18 protein-coding genes and 1 pseudogene are annotated in these 19,701 nt (G+C 65.3%); 14 read left to right on the top strand and 5 right to left on the bottom strand.

Going from position 1 to position 19,701, the window contains the following annotated elements; genetic code table 11:
• Window positions 1–111 precede the first annotated feature (111 nt).
• From lgt to JJ918_RS13385, 9 genes are all read left to right on the top strand, one after another.
• Complete coding sequence (lgt, locus tag JJ918_RS13345) at window positions 112–993, top strand: prolipoprotein diacylglyceryl transferase (protein ID WP_291888180.1); 882 nt, start codon at window positions 112–114, stop codon at window positions 991–993.
• A gap of 3 nt (window positions 994–996) precedes the next feature.
• On the top strand, window positions 997–2,079 hold the full coding sequence (locus JJ918_RS13350) for an SAM-dependent methyltransferase (protein WP_291888183.1): 1,083 nt from the start codon (window positions 997–999) through the stop codon (window positions 2,077–2,079).
• Between the two features lie 72 nt (window positions 2,080–2,151).
• Window positions 2,152–3,084, top strand: a complete 933-nt coding sequence (locus tag JJ918_RS13355) for a ribose-phosphate pyrophosphokinase (RefSeq protein WP_291888185.1) — start codon at window positions 2,152–2,154, stop codon at window positions 3,082–3,084.
• Between the two features lie 163 nt (window positions 3,085–3,247).
• A complete protein-coding gene (locus JJ918_RS13360; protein WP_291888187.1) occupies window positions 3,248–3,895 on the top strand; it encodes a 50S ribosomal protein L25/general stress protein Ctc in 648 nt (215 codons plus the stop codon).
• A gap of 98 nt (window positions 3,896–3,993) precedes the next feature.
• Window positions 3,994–4,599: an aminoacyl-tRNA hydrolase gene (gene pth / locus JJ918_RS13365; protein ID WP_291888190.1), complete on the top strand. Its 606-nt coding sequence runs from the start codon at window positions 3,994–3,996 to the stop codon at window positions 4,597–4,599.
• Between the two features lie 647 nt (window positions 4,600–5,246).
• Window positions 5,247–6,344, top strand: coding sequence for a redox-regulated ATPase YchF (ychF, locus tag JJ918_RS13370; RefSeq protein WP_291888193.1), 1,098 nt, complete (start codon window positions 5,247–5,249; stop codon window positions 6,342–6,344).
• Between the two features lie 55 nt (window positions 6,345–6,399).
• Window positions 6,400–6,837: a group III truncated hemoglobin gene (locus tag JJ918_RS13375; protein WP_291888196.1), complete on the top strand. Its 438-nt coding sequence runs from the start codon at window positions 6,400–6,402 to the stop codon at window positions 6,835–6,837.
• Window positions 6,838–6,932: 95 nt separating this feature from the next.
• Entirely contained in the window at window positions 6,933–8,177 is a 1,245-nt protein-coding gene (locus JJ918_RS13380; protein WP_291888198.1) for a multidrug effflux MFS transporter, read from the top strand.
• A 49-nt stretch (window positions 8,178–8,226) separates the two neighbouring features.
• Entirely contained in the window at window positions 8,227–9,105 is an 879-nt protein-coding gene (locus JJ918_RS13385; RefSeq protein ID WP_291888201.1) for a crotonase/enoyl-CoA hydratase family protein, read from the top strand.
• Here the strand turns inward: JJ918_RS13385 and JJ918_RS13390 are convergent.
• From JJ918_RS13390 to JJ918_RS13400, 3 genes are read right to left on the bottom strand one after another with little or no spacing between them, the layout of a single operon-like run.
• The gene (locus JJ918_RS13390) at window positions 9,099–10,013 is read right to left on the bottom strand and encodes a PhzF family phenazine biosynthesis protein (protein WP_291888203.1); all 915 of its coding nucleotides are present in this window, start codon (window positions 10,011–10,013) and stop codon (window positions 9,099–9,101) included. The genes JJ918_RS13385 and JJ918_RS13390 overlap by 7 nt on opposite strands.
• Window positions 10,014–10,021: 8 nt before the next feature.
• Entirely contained in the window at window positions 10,022–10,783 is a 762-nt protein-coding gene (locus tag JJ918_RS13395; protein WP_271185737.1) for an ABC transporter permease, read from the bottom strand.
• Window positions 10,780–11,706, bottom strand: a complete 927-nt coding sequence (locus JJ918_RS13400) for an ABC transporter ATP-binding protein (protein WP_291888207.1) — start codon at window positions 11,704–11,706, stop codon at window positions 10,780–10,782. Before JJ918_RS13400 ends, JJ918_RS13395 begins: the two co-directional genes overlap by 4 nt.
• 230 nt (window positions 11,707–11,936) lie before the next feature.
• Between JJ918_RS13400 and JJ918_RS13405 the strand changes: the two genes are divergently transcribed.
• The 4 genes from JJ918_RS13405 to JJ918_RS13420 are packed head-to-tail and all read left to right on the top strand — an operon-like array spanning window position 11,937 to window position 17,668.
• Window positions 11,937–14,132, top strand: coding sequence for a TonB-dependent receptor (locus tag JJ918_RS13405; RefSeq protein WP_291888210.1), 2,196 nt, complete (start codon window positions 11,937–11,939; stop codon window positions 14,130–14,132).
• A 25-nt stretch (window positions 14,133–14,157) separates the two neighbouring features.
• The gene (locus tag JJ918_RS13410) at window positions 14,158–14,871 is read left to right on the top strand and encodes an ABC transporter ATP-binding protein (protein ID WP_291888212.1); all 714 of its coding nucleotides are present in this window, start codon (window positions 14,158–14,160) and stop codon (window positions 14,869–14,871) included.
• Window positions 14,868–16,289 (top strand): DUF3526 domain-containing protein, encoded by a 1,422-nt coding sequence (locus JJ918_RS13415; protein ID WP_291888214.1) that lies wholly within the window; start codon window positions 14,868–14,870, stop codon window positions 16,287–16,289. The genes JJ918_RS13410 and JJ918_RS13415 overlap by 4 nt, the downstream gene beginning before the upstream one ends.
• Window positions 16,289–17,668 (top strand): DUF3526 domain-containing protein, encoded by a 1,380-nt coding sequence (locus tag JJ918_RS13420; RefSeq protein WP_291888217.1) that lies wholly within the window; start codon window positions 16,289–16,291, stop codon window positions 17,666–17,668. The genes JJ918_RS13415 and JJ918_RS13420 overlap by 1 nt, the downstream gene beginning before the upstream one ends.
• Before the next feature lie 38 nt (window positions 17,669–17,706).
• On the opposite strand, the gene JJ918_RS13425 is transcribed toward JJ918_RS13420, so the two are convergent.
• The gene (locus JJ918_RS13425) at window positions 17,707–18,636 is read right to left on the bottom strand and encodes a 23S rRNA (adenine(2030)-N(6))-methyltransferase RlmJ (protein ID WP_291888219.1); all 930 of its coding nucleotides are present in this window, start codon (window positions 18,634–18,636) and stop codon (window positions 17,707–17,709) included.
• A gap of 96 nt (window positions 18,637–18,732) precedes the next feature.
• On the opposite strand from JJ918_RS13425, the gene JJ918_RS13430 reads away from it, so the two are divergent.
• A complete protein-coding gene (locus tag JJ918_RS13430) occupies window positions 18,733–19,509 on the top strand; it encodes a hypothetical protein (RefSeq protein ID WP_291888222.1) in 777 nt (258 codons plus the stop codon).
• Window positions 19,510–19,574: 65 nt separating this feature from the next.
• On the opposite strand, the pseudogene JJ918_RS13435 reads toward JJ918_RS13430, so the two are convergent.
• A pseudogene (locus tag JJ918_RS13435) lies at window positions 19,575–19,701 on the bottom strand (IS110 family transposase); the annotation flags it as partial.

Here is a 19,701-nt window from a genome sequence, read left to right on the forward strand (position 1 = left end):
AGAAAGCCATTAGAGTGACGAACGGCCACCTATATGCGGCCCATGGCGGAAAAGCGCAACGCGCCGATCCGTCACATCTGCATGTGCCACCCGCAACCCGCTGAGTCATTCATGGAATTCTGTCCGCCGAGCTTCGACCTGATCGACCCCATCCTGTTCACGATCGGCCCGTTCGACCTGTTCGGCATGGAATTGCGCTTCGACCTGCGCTGGTACGCGCTGGCCTATATCGCCGGACTGCTGATCGGCTGGCGCTACATGATCGCCCTCGCCCGGCGGCCGCAGATCTGGCATCCGGCCGGCACGAAGAAGCCCAAGCCCCCCTTCACGGAAACCCAGGTGGACGATCTTCTGATCTGGGCCACGCTCGGCGTCATCGCCGGCGGGCGGCTGGGCTATGTCATCTTCTACATGCCCGACATGATCTGGGAGCGGCCGCAGGACATTGTGCTGGGTATCACCGATGGCGGCATGGCTTTCCATGGCGGGCTGATCGGTGTCTCGCTGGCACTCTTCATCTTCGCCCGCCGCGAAAAGCTGGACCTGATGCGCATCGCCGATGCGGCAGCCGTGGTAACCCCGATCGGCCTCCTGTTCGGCCGGCTGGCCAACTTCATCAATGGCGAGCTGTGGGGCCGGCCGACCGATCTGCCCTGGGGCCTGCGCTTTGCCACCGACCCCTTGTGCACGCCGCGTCACCCCAGCCAGCTTTACGAAGCAGCTTTGGAAGGCCTGGCCCTGTTCGCCATCGTCAATATCGCGACCTGGAAATTCCGCTCGCTGGAGAAGCCGGGCCTCAATGCCGGTCTCTTCCTGTTGAGCTATGGCCTGTTCCGGGCCCTGCTGGAGACCGTGCGCGAGCCGGACGCCCACATGCCCGAAGCGCTGCGCGGCTATGTCACCATGGGCATGCTGCTCTCGCTGCCGATGATTGCCGCCGGTATCTGGCTGATCCACCGCGCCCTCAAACCCGCCGCTGCCGCCAGGGCCTGAGCCATGATTGCCGACCGCCTGCGTGACCGGATCCGTCAGACGGGTCCGATGTCCATCGCCGCCTTCATGACCGAAGCGCTGTTCGATCCGCGCGACGGCTATTACGCCACCAAGGATCCGATCGGCGCCGGCGCGGATTTCATCACCGCACCGGAAATCAGCCAGATGTTCGGCGAACTGATGGGGCTGTGGGCAGCACAGTCCTGGATGGACATGGGCAAGCCTGGGGCCTTCCAGCTCGTCGAGCTGGGTCCGGGCCGCGGCACGATGATGGCGGATGCGCTGCGGGCCGCCCGCACGGTGCCCGGCTTCATGGATGCGGCGCATGTCGTGCTGATCGAGGCCTCGGCTGCGCTGAAGGCCGTGCAGGCGCAGACGCTGGGCCCGACCGGCGCGCAGATCCGCTGGGTCGACCGGCTGGAGAGCGTACCGCCGGGGCCGGCCATTGTGCTGGGGAATGAATTCCTCGACTGCCTGCCCGTGCGCCAGGCCATCCGCCGCGGCGATGACTGGCATGAGCGGATGATCGGGCTGGACGCGGACGAGGCCTTCGTCTTCGTGCTCGGCCCGCCACTGGGTGCCGATGCGGATCTGATTCCCGAACGCCTGCGCGATGCGCCGGACGACAGCCTGGTCGAGCTGCGGCCCGGCGACCGCCAGGTCGTCGATGCGCTGGCTGCCCGCTTTGCCCAAGCCCCCGGTCGTGCGCTTTTCATCGATTACGGCCCCGCCCTCAGCGAGACCGGCGATACGCTGCAGGCCGTCAAGGCTCATAAGAAAGTACCGCCGCTGGAAGCCCCGGGTACGGCCGACCTTACCGCCCGTGTCGATTTCGAAAGCCTCGCGACCGCCGCCCGCGCTGCAGGACTGGCCGTCAGCGGTCCGGTCACCCAGGGCGATTTCCTTGTCGGACTGGGGCTCGAGGCGCGTGCTGCCGCGCTGTGCCAGGCCGCACCGGACAAGCGCGCCGTGTTCGCCCGCCAGGTCTGGCGGCTGACCGATCCGGAGCAGATGGGCACGCTGTTCAAACTCGTCTGCCTCGACGCGGACGGTCTGCCGGCGCCGCCGGGATTTGCCGCACGCTGAGCATTTCAGCTTCAATCCCCGGCGTGCGTCTGTTAATCAGCGCGCGACTGTGACTGCCGGGGACCACCAGCCATGAAACTGATGTCGGGAACGGCCAATCGCGAGTTGGCCAGAGCGATTGCCGATTACCTGGATGCGCCCCTGTGCGCGAGCGAGATCGAACGCTTCGCCGATGGCGAGATCTTCGTGCGGATCGACGAGAATGTGCGGGGCGAAGACGTCTTCGTCATCCAGTCGACCTCCTCGCCGGCCAATGACCATCTGATGGAGCTGCTGATCTGCATCGACGCACTGGTGCGTGCCAGTGCGCGGCGGATCACGGCGGTCATCCCCTATTTCGGCTATGCCCGGCAGGACCGGAAGACCGGCGGCCGCACGCCGATCTCCGCCAAGCTGGTCGCCAATCTGATCGCCAAGGCTGGCGCCGACCGCGTGCTGACGGTCGACCTGCACGCCGGCCAGATCCAGGGCTTTTTCGACATCCCGACGGACAATCTCTTCGCCACCAAGGTGATGGAAGACGATATCCGCCGCCGCTACCAGACCGACAATCTGCTGATCGTCTCGCCGGATGTCGGCGGTGTGGTGCGGGCCCGCGCGCTGGCCAAGCTGCTCGATGCCGAGATCGCCATCGTCGACAAGCGCCGCCCCAAGGCCGGCGTCGCCGAAGTGATGAACATCATCGGTGAGGTCGAAGGCCGCCGCTGCATCCTGTTCGACGACATGTGCGATTCGGGCGGCACACTGGTCAACGCCGCCGACGCGCTGCTGGCCAAGGGCGCGACCGAAGTGTCCGCCTATGTCACCCACGGCGTTCTGTCCAAGGACGCCCAAGGCCGGGTCGCCAAGTCGCAGCTGCGCGAACTGGTCGTCACCGATTCCATCGTCGTGCCGCCCAACTCCACCGAGACAGAAAAAGTGCGCCGCCTCTCCGTCGCCCCGCTGCTCGGCGAAGCGATCCGCCGGATCGCCAATGACGAGTCGGTCTCCAAGCTGTTCGACTGAACCGCGCGCGTTCGCTGACTCTTCCCTGCCGTCGCGGTTGCGCGGCGCTTGTGGATCGGTTATAGCCCGCCGCTCGAAATAACACTGTGGCACGAGGCCATGACAGATCGCCGCCCGCCCTAACCCGGCTGGAGGCGGCGTTTGCATTTAAGGAACAGGACCGATGAGCTCCAACATCGTTCTCAACGTCGACGTTCGTGAAGGCACCGGCAAGGGCGCAGCCCGCGCGGCGCGCCGTGAAGATCTGGTCCCGGGCGTCCTCTATGGCGGCGACCAGGATCCGGTTTCCATCAACCTGCGCGGCAATGAAATCCGCAAGGCCCTGCTGACCGGCCAGTTCATCTCCCACATGATGGAGCTGGAGCACGAAGGCAAGCGCCAGAAGGTGATCGCCCGCGACATCCAGTTCCACCCGGTCTCCGACGCCCCGATGCACATCGACCTGTTCCGCGTGAACGAGAAGACCCGCATCGACGTGGAAGTCACCGTTCACTTCATCAATGAAGAGAAGTGCCCGGGCCTGAAGCGCGGCGGCGTGCTGAACGTGGTCCGCCACGTGGTCGAGCTGAACTGCCCGGCCGGTGCGATCCCGGAAGCCATCGAAGCCGACCTGAGCGGCCTGGATATCGGCGACTCCATCCACATCTCGGCCATTCCGCTGCCGAAGGGTGTGAAGTCGACCATCACCGATCGTGACTTCACCGTCGCCACCCTGCAGGGTTCGCGCGCCGTTCTGACGCCGGAAACCGAAGAAGGCGACGAGACCCCGGCCGAGCCGGAAGTCATCAACCAGAAGAGCGACGACGAGTAATCACTCGCCGCGACATTTCTGGAGCGTACAATCAGCGAAGCCGGGCCCGGCTTCGCTGATTTCATATCCGGCCTGCGCAATGACGGGAGCAGACGCCGATGATGATCCTCGCCGGCCTCGGCAATTACGAACCGAAATACCTGCGCAACCGCCACAATGTCGGCTTCATGGCGCTGGACGTGATCGCCAATGCCTGGAGCGCCGGCCCCTGGCGCAAGCGCTTCCAGAGCCAGGCCTGCGAACTGGTGATCGGCTCGCAGAAGCTGCTCCTGCTCAAGCCGCAGACCTTCTACAACAATTCCGGACACGCCGTCGGCGAGGCCGCGAATTTCTACAGGGTCGCGCCGGAGAACGTCGTCGTCTTCCATGACGAGCTGGACCTGGCGCCCGGCAAGTTCCGCATGAAGACCGGCGGTGGTGCCGCCGGCAATAACGGCATCAAGTCGATCACCACCCAGATCGGTCCGGACTTCCGCCGCGCCCGCATCGGCATCGGCCATCCCGGCGACAAGGGCCAGGTCACCGGCTATGTCCTGTCAGACTTCGCCAAGGCCGAGGAAGACTGGCTGATCGACCTCCTCGACGCCATCGCCGACAGTCTCGACCTCCTGGCCAAAGGCGAATTCGACGCCTTCCAGACCCGCGTGACGCACAAGGCGCCGGCGCCAGAGCCGGTGAAGCGGGGACGACCGGACGAGGTTTAGGTCTGGATCGTTTATCACCGTCATCCTGACGAAAGTCAGGACCCAGAAAATCCGCGCGACCGGGCTCCGCTTTCGCCGGAATGGCGGTTGTCAGCTCGCATAGCTGGACGAGCGTCGCTCGCAACATTCCATACTTGGCTTGTTGGCCAGCAGGCCGTATCCGCTTCTCGCCGTCAAGGGCCCGAAGGGCCGCAAAGCGGGCATACCCCTTGACGGCGAGAAGCGGATACGGCGTCGTCTCGGCAAGCAAACAATGGATATTCAGAGCAGCCTGACCGCCTTTCCTCCCCACTCCATGGGCAGGTGGATCGCCGCAAAGCGGCGAGACGGAGGGGCGCCGCGTGAGCGGCGTTGTGTTTGAGACAAGCTCCGCCTCGGCAGACGACCTGCGCAGCATGCTGAAACGGCCGGCAGGGAAAGGGCCGGGGCCTGTGATTGCTGACGGCCTGAACACAAACGTCTTCTTGTGCCAGGCCCCGGAACAGGGGCCGGGGAAAGAAGAAAGTATTTCCGGCGACCCGATGCTGCGCATCGGCCCACTTCCCCACACGTGGGGAAGAAACATCTCCCACCCCACTGACACGACAGTCGACCCCGCGGCGCATTCTTCTTATAAGGCGCGCTCGGACCAGCAAGGGACATCCATCATGGGATTCAAATGCGGCATCGTCGGTCTGCCGAATGTCGGCAAGTCGACCCTGTTCAACGCCCTCACCCAGACGGCGGCGGCGCAGGCGGCGAATTATCCCTTCTGCACGATCGAGCCGAATGTCGGCGATGTCGCCGTGCCGGAGCCGCGCCTGAAAAAGCTGGCCGAGATTGCCGGGTCCAAGGAAATCATCCCGGCGCGGATGAATTTCGTCGACATCGCGGGCCTTGTGGCCGGCGCCTCCAAGGGTGAAGGCCTGGGCAACCAGTTCCTCGCGAATATCCGCGAGACCGACGCCATCGCCTATGTGCTGCGCTGTTTCGACGATGACGACGTCACCCACGTCGCCAACAAGATCGACCCGCTCGCCGATCTGGAAACGGTCGAGACCGAGCTGATGCTGGCCGACCTGGAAAGCCTGGAGAAGCGCCGCGCCAATCTGGAGAAAAAGGCGAAGACCGGCGACAAGGAAGCCAAGGCTGCCCTGTCCCTGATCGACCTGGCCCTGGAACAGCTGAACAATGGCCGCCCGGCGCGCTTTGCCGAAGTGCCCAAGGAAGAGCGCAAGGCCTGGCGCGGCCTGCAACTGCTGACCACCAAGCCGGTCCTGTTCATCGCCAATGTCGATGAAGACTCCGCCGCCACCGGCAATGCCTATTCCGAACTCGTCTTCAAGCGCGCCGAGGAAGAAGGCGCCGAAGCCGTCGTGATCTCGGCCAAGATCGAGAGCGAGCTGGCCCTGCTCGAGGACGAGGAGCGCGAGGAGTATCTTGAGACGCTGGGCCTGGAAGAGGCCGGTCTCGATCGTCTCATCCACACCGGCTACAAACTCCTGGACCTGCAGACCTATTTCACGGTCGGCCCCAAGGAAGCGCGCGCTTGGACGATCCGCGAAGGCTGGACGGCGCCCCAGGCCGCCGGTGTCATCCACGGCGATTTCGAGAAGGGCTTTATCCGCGCGGAGACGATCCCCTACGAGGATTTCGTTGCCTGCGGCGGTGAAAGCGCGGCCAAGGAAGCCGGCAAGATGCGGGCGGAAGGCAAGGACTACATCGTCAAGGACGGCGATGTGATGCATTTCCGCTTCAACGTCTGATCTGCGTCAGACCACCGCATCGCAATCGGACGCCGGGCTGCCTAAGTGAGGCGTCATGTCTGCGAACTATTCTCTCCGTGCCACAGAGGCCCGCGAGGCGGCCCGCGCCGAAGCGGCCGCCATGGGCATTACCGCCCAGACCGTCTCCGATCTGGTCGATACCTTCTACGGGCATGTCCGTGCCGATGCGGATCTCGGTCCGATCTTCGAGAAGGCGATCGGCGACACGTGGGAGCCGCATCTGGACACGATGAAGCGCTTCTGGTCGGCCATCGTCTTCCATGATGGCGGCTATTCCGGACGGCCCATGCCGGCGCATGTGAAGCTGAAGCCGGATATCGCGCCGGAGCACTTTGCCCGCTGGCTCGGCCTGTTCGAACAGACGCTTGACGAGATCGGTACGAGCGAGGCCGCCAAGGCCGCCTTCCTCGATCGCGCCAACCGGATCGCAAAGAGCTTCCAGCTGCAGCTTTTCTACTCGCCATACGAATAAGCCGGTCAGACATGCATGCGCACGACTTGCACTTTCAGGCCGCAAGTCGCATGTGAAGGGGAGCGCTGTTCTGCGCCCGATCCCCGGAGACCGCCATGACTTCACCGAAACGCCCGGCGGGCGAGACGCTGCCGCTTCCGCTGTTCGAACTCGTTGCGCTCCTGGTGGCGATGACCTCCGTCGTGGCCCTGGCGATCGACATGATGCTGCCGGCACTGGACGATATTGCCGGCGATCTCGGCGTTGCGCAGGCGAACGACCAGCAATTCGTGATCACAAGCTATCTGGCCGGCTTCGGCGCAGCGCAGCTGTTCTACGGCCCGCTGTCCGACCGGTTCGGGCGCAAGCCGGTGATCATCTGGTCGCTCGTCTTCTTCATCCTGATGACGATTGTCTGTACCGCCTCGCCCTCCTACAGCCTGCTGCTGGTCGCCCGCTTCTTCCAGGGCGCAGCGGCCGCGGCCTGCCGCGTGATCGGCGTGGCCATCGCGCGCGACCTCACCTCCGGCCGGCGCATGGCCGAAGTGATGTCGATGGTGATGACCGCCTTCATGGCCGTGCCGGTGCTGGCCCCGACGCTGGGCCAGATCATCCTGACCTTCGCGCCCTGGCGCTGGATCTTCGGTTTCCTGATCCTGTTCGGCGCCGGGCTGATCGCCTGGCTGCAGCTGCGCCTGCCTGAAACCCTGCATCCGGAACACCGCGTGCCGCTGCGGCTGAAATCGACGATCTCGACCTTCATGGAGACCACACGGCACCGGCTGATGGTGGGATACACGCTCGCCGCCATGCCCTTCTTCGGCGGGCTCTACGGCTTCCTGGGCACGTCGCAGCAGGTTTTCGTCGACCATTTCGGCCTGTCCGACGGGCATTTCCCCCTCGCCTTCGCGGCGATTGCAGGCGGGATCGGTGTGACCAGCTATGCCAATTCCCGGCTGGTGATGCGGGTGGGCCAACGGCGCCTGTCGCACGGCGCCCTCGTCGCCTTCACCGTGATCAGCATCGTGCACACGATCATCCTGATGTCCGGCGTCGACAATCTCTATGTCTTCCTGGTGCTGCTGGCCTCGGCGATGGCTTTCATGGGCCTGATCGCGGCCAATTTCTCGGCCCTGGCGATGGAGCCAGTCGGCCATATCGCCGGTACGGCCTCGGCGGCCTACGGCTTCGTGACGGGCGTGGTGGGCGCGGCGATCGGCGGCTATATCGGCCATCTCTATGACGGCACGCCGGTGCCGCTGATTGCCGGCCAGGCGGCGATGTCGGCGATCGCGCTGGTGATCGTCTACATCACCGAGCGCCGCAAACTGTTTGCAGTGGTCGAGGACTGGGAAGACTAGCCCTGCCCGCCCTTGCCAGTCATGCTGGCCAGCAAGAGGGAGGACGTCCATGTCATTCGAGACCATCCGCTATGCGGTCGACGAGCAGATCGCGACGATCACGCTGCACCGGCCGCACCGGCTGAATGCCTTCACCCTGGAAATGGGCGAGGAGATCATTGCCGCCTTTGACGAGGCCGATGGCGACGACAATGTCCGCGCCGTCATCGTCACCGGCGAGTCTCCGGCCTTCTGTGCGGGCGCCGACCTGTCGACCGGTGCCGATACGTTCAACCGGGTCGCCGACGAAACGCAGAGCGGGGAATTCGATCCGGAAGATCCCAAATGGCGGGACAAGGGCGGCAAGCTGAACCTGCGCATCTGGGACAGCGTCAAGCCGGTGATCGGCGCCATCAACGGTGCAGCGGTCGGCATCGGCGCGACGATGATCCTGCCGATGGATATCCGGCTGGCCTCGATGGAGGCGAAATTCGCCTACCCCTTCGCCAAGCGCGGCATCGTCTGGGACGGCTGTGCCAGCTGGTTCCTGCCGCGGGTGGTGGGGATTTCCACCGCGATGGACTGGGGGCTGACCGGGCGAACCTTCACCGCCGCCGAAGCCTTCGAGAGCGGGCTGGTGGCCCGGGTCGTGCCGGCGGAGGATCTGATGGCGGAAGCGCGCGAACGGGCCCGTCTGATCGCCGACAAGTGTGCCCCGGTCTCGGTCTCGCTGATGCGCCGCATGGCCTGGCGCATGCTGGGGGCGACGCATCCGATGGAGGCCCACCGCATCGAAACCCAGGGCATCCTGCATGCCGGTATGGGCGCCGACGCGAAGGAAGGCGTGATGTCCTTCCTGGAAAAACGCCAGCCGGACTTCCCGCTGCGCGTCTCGAAAGGCATGCCGCCCTGGTATCCCTGGTGGGAGGCCGGTGAGGACGCCTACTGATCGAGCAGGAGCGTACCCTCGGCGACCTTCACCGCATCGCCGCCGATCATCAGCTCGGTCAGCCGTGAGGCTTCGATACGCAGGCGCAGGCGGATATGGCTGGGCCGGCCCATCTCGACGCCCTGATAGAGGCTGACCGAATGCTCGCCGTCGCCCATCCCGCCCTGTTCGGCGATCAGGCCGGAAAAGGCCGCAGCGGCGCCGCCGGTCGCCGGATCTTCCATGATACCCAGATGCGGTGCGAACATGCGGGTCCGCCAGTCGGTGGTGTGTTCGGTCTCGCTGGCCTTCACCACGCAATAGACCCCGACCGGCCGCTCGCCGCCGAACGCATCGGCAAAGGCGACAGGGTCGAGCGCGATCGACTGCAGGGCCCCGGCATTGCGTAGTGGCACGATGGCGAAGGGCACGCCGGCCGACCAGATACCGCCCTGCACGGACGTGTCCATCAGATCACCCGGCTTCAGCCCCAGCGCGGCGGCGATACCGTCAAACTCCGGCAGATCGCCGACCTGCTCCGGCAGGCGCGGCACGAAGAAGCGGGCGGAGCCGTGGCGCGGCCCGTTGCGGCGGCCGTCGGCGGTGATGTCGCCGACCGTTTCCTCAAGTACGAAACGGCGCACATCGCCGTCTTTCGCATCGCTCTTCAGGGTCAGGGCGACAGCGGCGCCGACGGTCGGATGACCGGCGAAGGGCAGTTCGCTTGTCGGCGTGAAAATGCGCAGGCCCCAGTCGGCATCGCGCCCTTTCGGCTCGGTGATGAAGACCGTTTCGGACAGGTTGAATTCAGCGGCGATGGCCTGCATCGCATGATCGTCGAGACCGTCGGCGCCATGCACCACAGCCAGCGCATTGCCCGCCCATTGGTGCCCGGTAAACACATCATAGATGTCGTACTGCAGTGACATTGCGTGCCCTAATTCTTCAGCCGGTAGCCGGTGCGGAACATCCACCAGGCGATCGCCAGGCACGCCAGGAAGAAACCGAGGATCGCCACGAGGCTGATCCCGACATCGACGTCGGACACGCCGTAGAAGCTCCAGCGGAAACCGGAGATCAGGTAGACGACCGGGTTGAACAGGGTGACCGTCTGCCAGAAGGGCGGCAAGACGGAGATGGAATAGAAACTACCGCCCAGGAAGGTCAGCGGGGTGACGATCAGCATCGGCACGATGTTGAGCTGTTCGAAATTGTCGGCCCAGATGCCGATGATGAAGCCGAACAGCGAGAAGGTCACCGAGGTCAGCACCAGGAAGGCCAGCATTGCGAACGGATGCTGCACCTCCAGCGGGACGAAGAAAGCGGCCGTCGCCAGCACCAGTACACCGAGAATGAGCGATTTGGTCGCCGCGGCCCCGACATAGCCGATGACGATTTCGAAGGCCGAGACGGGTGCGGAGAGGATCTCGTAGACCGTGCCGGTGAATTTGGGGAAGTAGATACCGATGGCAGCGTTGGAGACGCTCTGCATCAGGATCATCATCATCACCAGGCCCGGCACGATGAAGGCGCCATAGCCGACCCCGTCAATCTCCTCGATGCGCGAACCGATGGCGGCGCCGAACACGACGAAATACAGCGAGGTGGAGATCACCGGCGCCAGCACCGACTGCATCAGCGTGCGGCCGGTGCGGGCCATCTCGGCGTGGTAGATGGTTGCGATTGCGCGAAAATTCATGCCTTGCCTCCCACCAGGCCGACGAAGATCTCCTCGAGGGAGCTCTGGCTGGTTTCCAGGTCGCGCACGGACAGGCCGGCCTCGTTGAGGCGGGCAAGCAGCGTGGTGATGCCGGTGCGTTCGGCCTGGGTGTCATAGTCGAAATGCAGCGCGCAGCCATCGGCCGCCAGTTCCAGCCCGTCGGCCTTCAGCGCCTCGGGCAGCGCGGTGAGCGGTTCGGCCAGCTGCAGGGTGAGACGCTTCTGCCCCATCTTGTGCATCAGCGCGCCGGTCTCCTCGACCACGACGATCTCGCCCTTGTTGATCACCCCCACCCGGTCGGCCATCTGCTCGGCCTCCTCGATATAGTGGGTGGTGAGGATGATGGTGACACCGCGCTCGCGCAGCCGGCCGATGACCTGCCACATGCTCTGGCGCAGCTCGACATCGACGCCGGCGGTGGGCTCGTCGAGGAAGAGGATGTCGGGTTCGTGGGCGAGCGCCTTGGCGATCATCACCCGGCGCTTCATGCCGCCGGACAGGGCGCGGATTTCCGAGTCCTTCTTGTCCCACAGCGACAGATCTTTCAGCACCTGCTCGACATAGGCCGGGTCCGGCGCCTTGCCGAACAGGCCGCGCGAAAACGACACCGCCGCCTTCACCGAGCCGAACATGTCGATCGACATCTCCTGCGGCACCAGGCCGATGCGCGAGCGCGTCTGGCGGAAATCACGCAGGATGTCGTGACCGTCGACGGTGACGGTGCCGGTCGTCGGCGTGACGAGACCGCAGATAATGCCGATCATCGTCGTCTTGCCGGCTCCGTTCGGACCCAGAAGGGCAAAGATCTCGCCCTTCCCGATTTCAAGATCGACGGATTTGAGCGCGGTAAACCCGCCCTGATAGGTCTTCGAGAGACCCGAAATGGATATGATTGAAGACATGCGGAAAGGCGCCTTCCGGATAAGGGAGGCCAAAATGGCGTGGAGCGCCTAAGTTGGGGAGAGGCGAAAGCGTTTCAAGCCTGAGGACCAAGAAAACCGTTTGCGGCTGTTCATAACCGGGCCGGCCTTCCCTCTCCCCGCCACCTTTCCAATCCTTCACATCGCGGGTTCTTGCCGCTGATGTCTGCTCCGGATATGTGATGTTATCACATTTCGAATCGGAGGGGCGTGTGAAGAGTTTCCTGTATCGTACCGGGTCTGTGGCGGCGCTGGCTGTCATGCTGGCCGGCGGGGCCATGGCGCAGACGGGCCGTGAGGCCAATGACCAGGCCGTTGAGGACGCCGATGTCGTAGTGGTCACGGGCACCCGGACCGAGCGCGCGCTGATGGACACGCCGGTCGCCCTCACCGTCCAGGATTTCGACGAACTCAATGCACGCGGCTTCACCTATGGCACGGACGAGTTCCGCGGCGTGCCGGGCGTCTATTTCCGCCGCGGCGAAGGCGATGGCGACGAATTCCCCTTCATCTCCATCCGCGGCGTCACCGGCAATCACGGCAATGACACCTTCCTCGCCATGGTCGACGGCATTCCCTTTGTCGGGCCGGACGAGGAAGTCCTGCTGTTCGAAATTCCCTATGCCGCGGTCAGCCGCGCCGAGATCGTGCGGGGACCGGTCTCCGCCCTTTACGGCCGCGGCGCGATTGCCGGCGCGGTGAACTACATCACCCGTGCGCCCCGCGAGAACGGCCAGAGCGTCGCCCTGTCCATCGGCAGCGACGACTTCTATCGCGCCAATTTCACCCTGGAGCGCACCGGTGCCGCCGGCTCGCTGCTCGCCTCGGCGACGCATGAGAGCTTCGAAGGCTGGCGCGAGAACAGCGCGCGGACGGCGTCCAACCTCTTCCTGCGGGCCGAAACCGGGCTTTCGCCGCAGACGGATTTCACAGGCTATCTCAACTATTTCGACCGCGACGCGGACGTGCCCAGCACGATCCCGACCCTCCCCGACGGACAGCTCGTCGAGGTGGCGGGCGGTCACAGCGCCTTTCTGGGCTATGGCAATCCGAGCAATAATCTGACCGGCTGGATGCTGGCCGGGCGTCTGACGCACCGGGTCTCCGACGATCTGGATCTTACCCTGCGTACCCAGTACCGCACCTATGACGGGCGCGCGGACCTGAACTTCTACGATTATTTCGAGTTCGATCCCGCCAATTCCATCATGGGCATCAACGGCTTCGACTCGCCCAACCAGTCGGACGTCTTCTTCGCCGAAGCCACCGCAAACTGGCGCGCGGGGCGGCACACCATCGTCGCCGGTATCAGTGCCGAACACGCCACCCAGGACGAGCGCGATATCTGGTACGGCCAGAACGGGTTCGATTTTGCCTGCGGGTTCAAGTTTTACGCCGTGCTGATCGACTATTCGACCGGCGAGGTGACGAATGGCGATCACCCCTGTTTCGTACGCGAGACGCGGGCCGCGGCCGACACCACCAACCAGTTCTACGGTGTGTTCGTGCAGGACGAGATCGAGCTGGACGCCCGCTGGACCCTGACGCTGGGCGGCCGGTATGACTGGTTCGACCGCGAGACCCGGTTCTCGATCGTCGACAGCCAGCCCGCCGACCTCGTCGCCGAAGGCGATGCCGGGGCTTTCTCGCCCAAGGCTTCGCTCGATTATGACTACGGCCCGGGCCTGCTCTATGCGAGCTATGGCCGCGGCTTCAATTCCAATTTCGGCCCGATCTGGCAGTGGAATCCCGCTGAGTACGACCGGATCGAGCGGCCCACCACGATCGACAGTTACGAGCTGGGCTGGAAAGGCGAGGCCTTCAATGGCGGGCTTTCCTGGGAGACGGCGGTCTTCTATCTGGAACAGCAGGATCGCCGCGCCTTTGTCAGCAATCCCGATCCGAGCGGCCCGCCCACCCTGGCGACCACCGGCCAGCAATATTCCAGCCGCGGCGTTGAAGCCTCGGTGACCTGGCGGCCGACCCCCGACACGTCGTTGATGGTCAATTACACCCATCTCGATCCGGAGTGGGACACGTTCATCGTCGACAGTTCCGGCGGCGGCATCGACCTGTCCGGCACGACCCCGCAGGGCGTGGCCGAGAACATCGTCTATGCCGAGATCAACCACCAGCCGGCCGGCTGGCTCAGCCTGACGGCGTCCTACGAATGGTATGACGATTATGTCGTCACCGCCGACAACAGTGTGAGCGGCGGCGCTTTCAGCCTGCTCAACGCCTCGGCCCGCATCGCGCTGCCGCGCGAGGGCATGGGGATCGACATCTCGGTCACCAACCTGCTGGACGAGGACTATGTCTACCTGTTCGGCGGTTCCCGCACCGCTGCCACCAATGCGACGCCCGGCACGCCCCGGCAGGTTCGCGCCACATTGAGGGCGGCCTTCTAGCGGCCGCCCGGGGAGGGATTTCGTCATGCTTCACGCCGACCGCGCCACCAAGCGCTACGGGACCGTCACCGCGCTCGACGCGCTCAATCTCCGTGTCGAACCGGGAGAAACCGTCTGCCTGCTCGGCGCCAATGGCGCCGGCAAGACGACGACGCTGAACCTGTTTCTCGGGTTTGCCGAACCCGATGAAGGTGCGGTTCGCGTCGACGGGATCGATCCGGCCCGCGAGCCGGAGAAAGCCCGCCGCCTGATCGCCTATATTCCGGAGAATGTCGCGCTCTACCCGGCCCTGACCGGACTGGAAAATCTCGCCTATTTCGACCGGCTCTCGGGGCACAGCCAGCCGCCCGCCCGGCTGCGGGAATTGCTGGTCGAGGCGGGGCTCGCGGAAGACCAGATTTCCCGGCCAGTCGGCGGGTATTCCAAGGGTATGCGGCAGAAGGTCGGTCTCGCCATCGCCTTTGCCAAGGAGGCCCGGATCCTGCTGCTCGACGAGCCGATGTCGGGCCTCGACCCCAAGGCCGCGAGCGATTTCACCGCCCGGCTGAAAACTTTCAGCGCGGCCGGCTGTGCGGTGCTGATGGCCACGCATGACATTTTCCGCGCCAAGGAATGCGCCTCGCGGATCGGCATCATGAAGTCCGGAACGCTGGTCGAAACCATCGCGTCGGCCGGTGTCGACGCCAACCGGATCGAGCAGATCTATCTCGATCACATGCATGCGGACGCGGTGTCATGACCGGTACGCTGATCCGCAAGGAGTTTCGCGAATTTCTCCGCGACCGGCGCTTTCTGGTCCTGTTTGCCCTCATGCTGGTCCTGCTCAGTGCAGCCAGTCTGGACGGATGGAACCGGGCGCGCAGCGATGCCGCCGCCCGCGCCCATGCGGCCGCCTCCGACCGGGAAATCTGGGTCGAGCAGGGCGAGAATAATCCCCATGGCGCCGCGCATTTCGCGCGATATGCCTTCCGCCCGACGCCCTCGCTGGCCGCTTTCGATCCCGGCGTGTTCGACTTTGCCGGCGCCGCGGTCTGGCTGGAAGCCCACACCCAGAACCCGGCCGCCCTGCGCCGGGCCGAGGATGCCGCCATCGCCACGCCCTTCCCCACCCTGTCTGCCGCGTGGGTGATCCAGGTGATCGGCACACTGGCGCTGACCGTCCTGCTCTTCCAGGCCGTCGCGGGCGAACGTGAACGCGGCACGCTGCGCGCCCTCGCCGCGACAGGGCTTTCCGCGGGCCATTTCGTTGCCGGCAAGACCGGCGCGGTGCTGCTCGTCGTGGGAGGCCTGTGCATCCTGATTTTCCTGGCGGTCCTGCTGCCCGGCGCGATGAGCGGCGATCTCGATGCCGGCGCCATGCGCATTGCCACGCTTGCCGCAAGCTATCTTTGCGCCCTGACCGGCTTTGCCCTGATTGTGGTCGCGATCTCGGCACGATCGCGCAGCCAGTCGGCCGCCTTTGTGCTGGCGATCGGTTTCTGGGTCAGCGTTTCGGTGATCCTGCCCGTGATCGGCGGACAGCTTGCAGCGTCCCTCCATCCCGATATCGACGAGCAGGAATTGAAGAACGCCATCCAGCTGGAGGCACAGTCGCCCTTCTGGAGCGGCGATGCCCGCGAGCCGGCCGTCGCCGCCTATGAGGCCGAAGTGCTGGAGGAATTCGGCGCGGCGCGCTTCGAGGATCTCGGCTTCGACCGCGAAGCCCTTGTCCTCCAGGCCCATGAGGAATTCGCCAATGAGGTCTATGACCGTCTCTATGGCGAACTTTACGCCCGCCACGAGGCCCAGGACCGGGTGCTGCGCTATCTGGCGATCGCCTCGCCGGTGCTGGCCCTGCAACGCCTGTCCTCCGGGCTTGCCGAGACCGATCTGACGGCCCAGCTGCGCTTCACGCGCCAGGCCGAGGCCCATCGCCGCCGCATCATCGAGCAGCTGAACCGCGACATGATGATGAATGCCGGCGAGAGCGGCTATGCCTACACCGCCGACCGTACGCTGTGGGAACAGATCCCCGACTTCCAGGCCGAACCAGTGTCCACGCTGGAGATTCTCGAGCGCTACCGGATCGAGATCCTTGCCCTTCTGGCCTGGCTTCTGGCCGGCTTCATCCTTGCCATCCACCTGTCCGGACGGGCCATGAAACAGGAGCGCCTGTGATGCTGCGCTTTCACCTCGCCCGCGAGTTCAACGCCCTGTGGCGCCCGGCGCCCCGGCTCGCCGCACTCGCCCTCTATGCCGCACTGATCGCCTGGTCCGTCACCGATGGCGTGAGCTGGCACCGCCATGCCGAAAGCGTGCTGGCCGGCGCGCCCGCCGATCTTCTGACCGACCGTTCCGAATGGATGGCGGATCTGGAGAGCGCGGAAGCCGGTGAAGAGATATCGCCCTATGCCGCGCGGCCGATGAGCCTGACCTTCCTGGCAGCCCTGCCTCCCGGACCGCTCGCAGCCCTGGCCGGCCGCAATGAGGCCATGCAGCCGCACACCGCCCTGATCAGCGGGTGGCGCAGCGAGGTCTCGCTGTTCCAGCGCTATGAGGTGGAAGGCCCGGTGGCATTGGGCGCCGGACGTCTGGACCTGGCCTTTGTCGTCGTGGCGGTCCTTCCGCTGCTGGTCCTCCTGCTCTCCTTCGACGTGCTGTCGCGCGACCGCGAAGCCGGCCGTTTCCGCCTCTTCCTGATCCAGGGCGGCCGCGCCGGCCAGACCCTGATCGCCCGCCTCATCGCCGTCGCGCTGCCGGCCTTTGCCATCCCGGCGATCGCCATCCTGGTCGCCGCACTCCTCCTCGATGCCCCCGTCCCGGCCACCCGTGTGTGGATCGCGGGCCTGGCCATCTACACCGCGTTCTGGAGCGCGGTGGCGGCGCTGGTCGCCGTCTCCTTCCGGCAGGTCTCGACCGGCGCGCTGGCCGCGGTGACCGTCTGGGCGCTGCTGGTCGTGGTCGTGCCGTCAACCGTGCGCTTCACCGCGGAAGCGCTCTACCCGCTGCCCTCGCGTGTGAGCTATCTCACCGAGGCCCGGCTGGCGGAAGGGGCGACGCGGCGCAATCTCGCCGAACGCGCGGAAATCTTCATGGCCGAGCATCCGGACGAAGCCGACGCGCCCGACGAGGCCGTGCCCGGCTTCTACCGCGCCTCCTATCTGGCCAATGTCGACATCAACACCCGCACACGCGGTCTCGTCGACGCGTTCGAGGGGCAGCAGGCCCGGCAGCGCGGCCTGGTCGGCGCGCTGCAATTCCTGTCTCCCGCCATCATGCTGAACCAGGTCCTGCAGGCCTCGGCCGGGACCGGGCCGGCCCGCTCGGCCGATTTCCGGCGGCAGGCCCGCGCGCATCTGGATGTCGTGCTGGATGCGATCGGGCCGGCGACGGTCGGGCGCAACCGGCTGACGGTCGAGGAAGCCCGCCGCATTCCGGAGTTTGCCTTCACCGAACCTGCAATCCCGCTGTCAGGCCTGATCGCGATGATCTGGATGCTTGTACTCGCCGCCGGCGGCAAGCTGCTTGCCCTGCGCCGCGCACAACGCCTGAACTGACGGAGGGACGAAGGACCGAACGGACGGGGCGGGGCTGGCTATTCCTCCAGCCCTTCTTCGACATCCTCGTCGGTCAGGCCGCCATCGACGCGCCAGCCGTATCCGTCGCCCTGGGCCAGCGTGTCGGCGAGCCAAGGCATGAGGCCGAGGAGTTTTTCCTCCAGCGTGAAGGGCGGGTTGATGACGACGACGCCGGCACCGGCCAGCTTGCCCTCGCTGGCGAGATCGCGCACCCACAGGTCGGCGCGCAGGATCTTCTCCGGCTCGATACCCTTCTCGGCGATCAGCCATTCGGCAAGCCCGTTGTCGAACCGGTCTGCGGCCCAGAGGTTTTTTAGCGAGCGCCAGAAGATATAGGTGCCGGTCGGCCATTGCCCGAACGCGCCGGTGACGGCCTGGGCCATATGGGCCAGTTCGTCGCGATCCTCGAAGGGCGGATCGATCAGCACCAGGCCGCGCTTTTCCTTCGGCGGCAGGAGGCTTTTCAGCGCCTTGTAGCCGTCGCGCCGCTCCACCTTCACGCGCGCATCGCGGCGATAGCGGTCGTCCAGCGTCTTCGCGTCGGCTTCGTGCAGTTCGCACAGATGGATACGATCGTCGGCGCGGGACAGCCGGGCGGAGATTTCCGGCGAGCCGGGATAGTGGCGCATACCGTCCGGATTGAGCGCACGCACCACGTCGAGGTACGGCGCCAGCGCCTCCGCGGCGGCTTCGGGCAGGTCGGCGTTCAGCAGGCGGCCGATCCCGTCCTTCCATTCCGGCGAGCGCTCGGCCTCGCTGGAGGCGAGGTCATAACCGCCGATCCCGGCATGAGTGTCGATTACCCGGAAGGGTTTGGGCTTGGATTTGAGATGCTCCAGGCACAGGGCGAGAACGCAGTGCTTGAGCACGTCGGCGAAGTTTCCGGCATGGAAGGCGTGGCGGTAATTCATGCCAGCGCTATAGCGTTTCTCCGGGAGCGTTTCCATCGCCCGCATCGGCGAGGCATGCTGAAAACCCGTCTCGCAACCGGCCGGGCTTTGGCCTAGCCTTCCGGGGCGTGAAGACGGAGGGGGCCAGACCGCATGTTCGTGAAACTCTATCGCCGGATGCAGGATGAGGCGGATCGCGGGCCGCGCCGGGTCTACAAGGCCGGCTGGCTGTTCAAGGACGACAAGACGAGCCTGATCTGGGACGCGCCGAAACCGGTGAGTTTCGACCATCCGCGGCCGGCGACCTCGAAATCGGCCCTGTCCTGCCCTGCCGCGATCGAGTTCGACCGGCGGCACTTCGCCATCCCCTGCCCGGTCGATCTGCGCTTGCGCATGGTGCGCAACGCCCAGGGCCAGATGCAGCTGACCAATGTCGACGGGCCGCAGGCCTCGACCCGTCCGGCGGGGCTGCAGCAGATCCTCGTCCTGTCACCGCAGAATGAGTGGCGGCATCCCAGCCGGCCGATGATCCAGCTGGTCACGCCCTATGTCTTCATTTCCGACGAGCCGCTCTACATCAACCAGTTCCCGCCCTTCCTGCACTACGAGACCCAGGCCCGGCCGGGCGTGATGCTGTGCGGCCGCTTCCCCGCCGACATCTGGCCGCGCCAGCACATGTGGGCGTTCGAGTGGCACGATCTGGAGAAGGATCTGGTGCTCAAGCGCGGCGAGCCGCTCTTCTATGTCCGCTTCGAAGGCGGCGATCCGGCCGCGCCGGTGCGCCTGGTCGAAGCCGAGAAGACGCCGGAACTGGAAAGCTTCATGCGCTCCATCGTCGATGTGACCAATTTCGTGAACCAGAGCTTCCAGCTCTTCAAGACCGCCCGCGAACGCCGCCCGAAGACGCTGCTGGTGGAGAAGAAGCGGTAGCGCAGCTCTCCTGTCATCCCGGCCGGACGGCCCGCGCAGGCGGGCCTTAGCGCCGGCAACTGTGTTTATGGGGCGTATGGCTTTTGGTCTCTGAGCATGGCGTTGAGGGTGACGAGGAGTTTTCGGGCGACGGCGATGAGGGCGAGTTTCTTGGGTTTTCCGGCCTCGACGAGGCGGTTGAAGACGGCCCTG

Source organism: Maricaulis sp. (genome assembly GCF_017642925.1).
In the GTDB taxonomy this organism is placed as follows: Bacteria; Pseudomonadota; Alphaproteobacteria; order Caulobacterales; family Maricaulaceae; genus Maricaulis.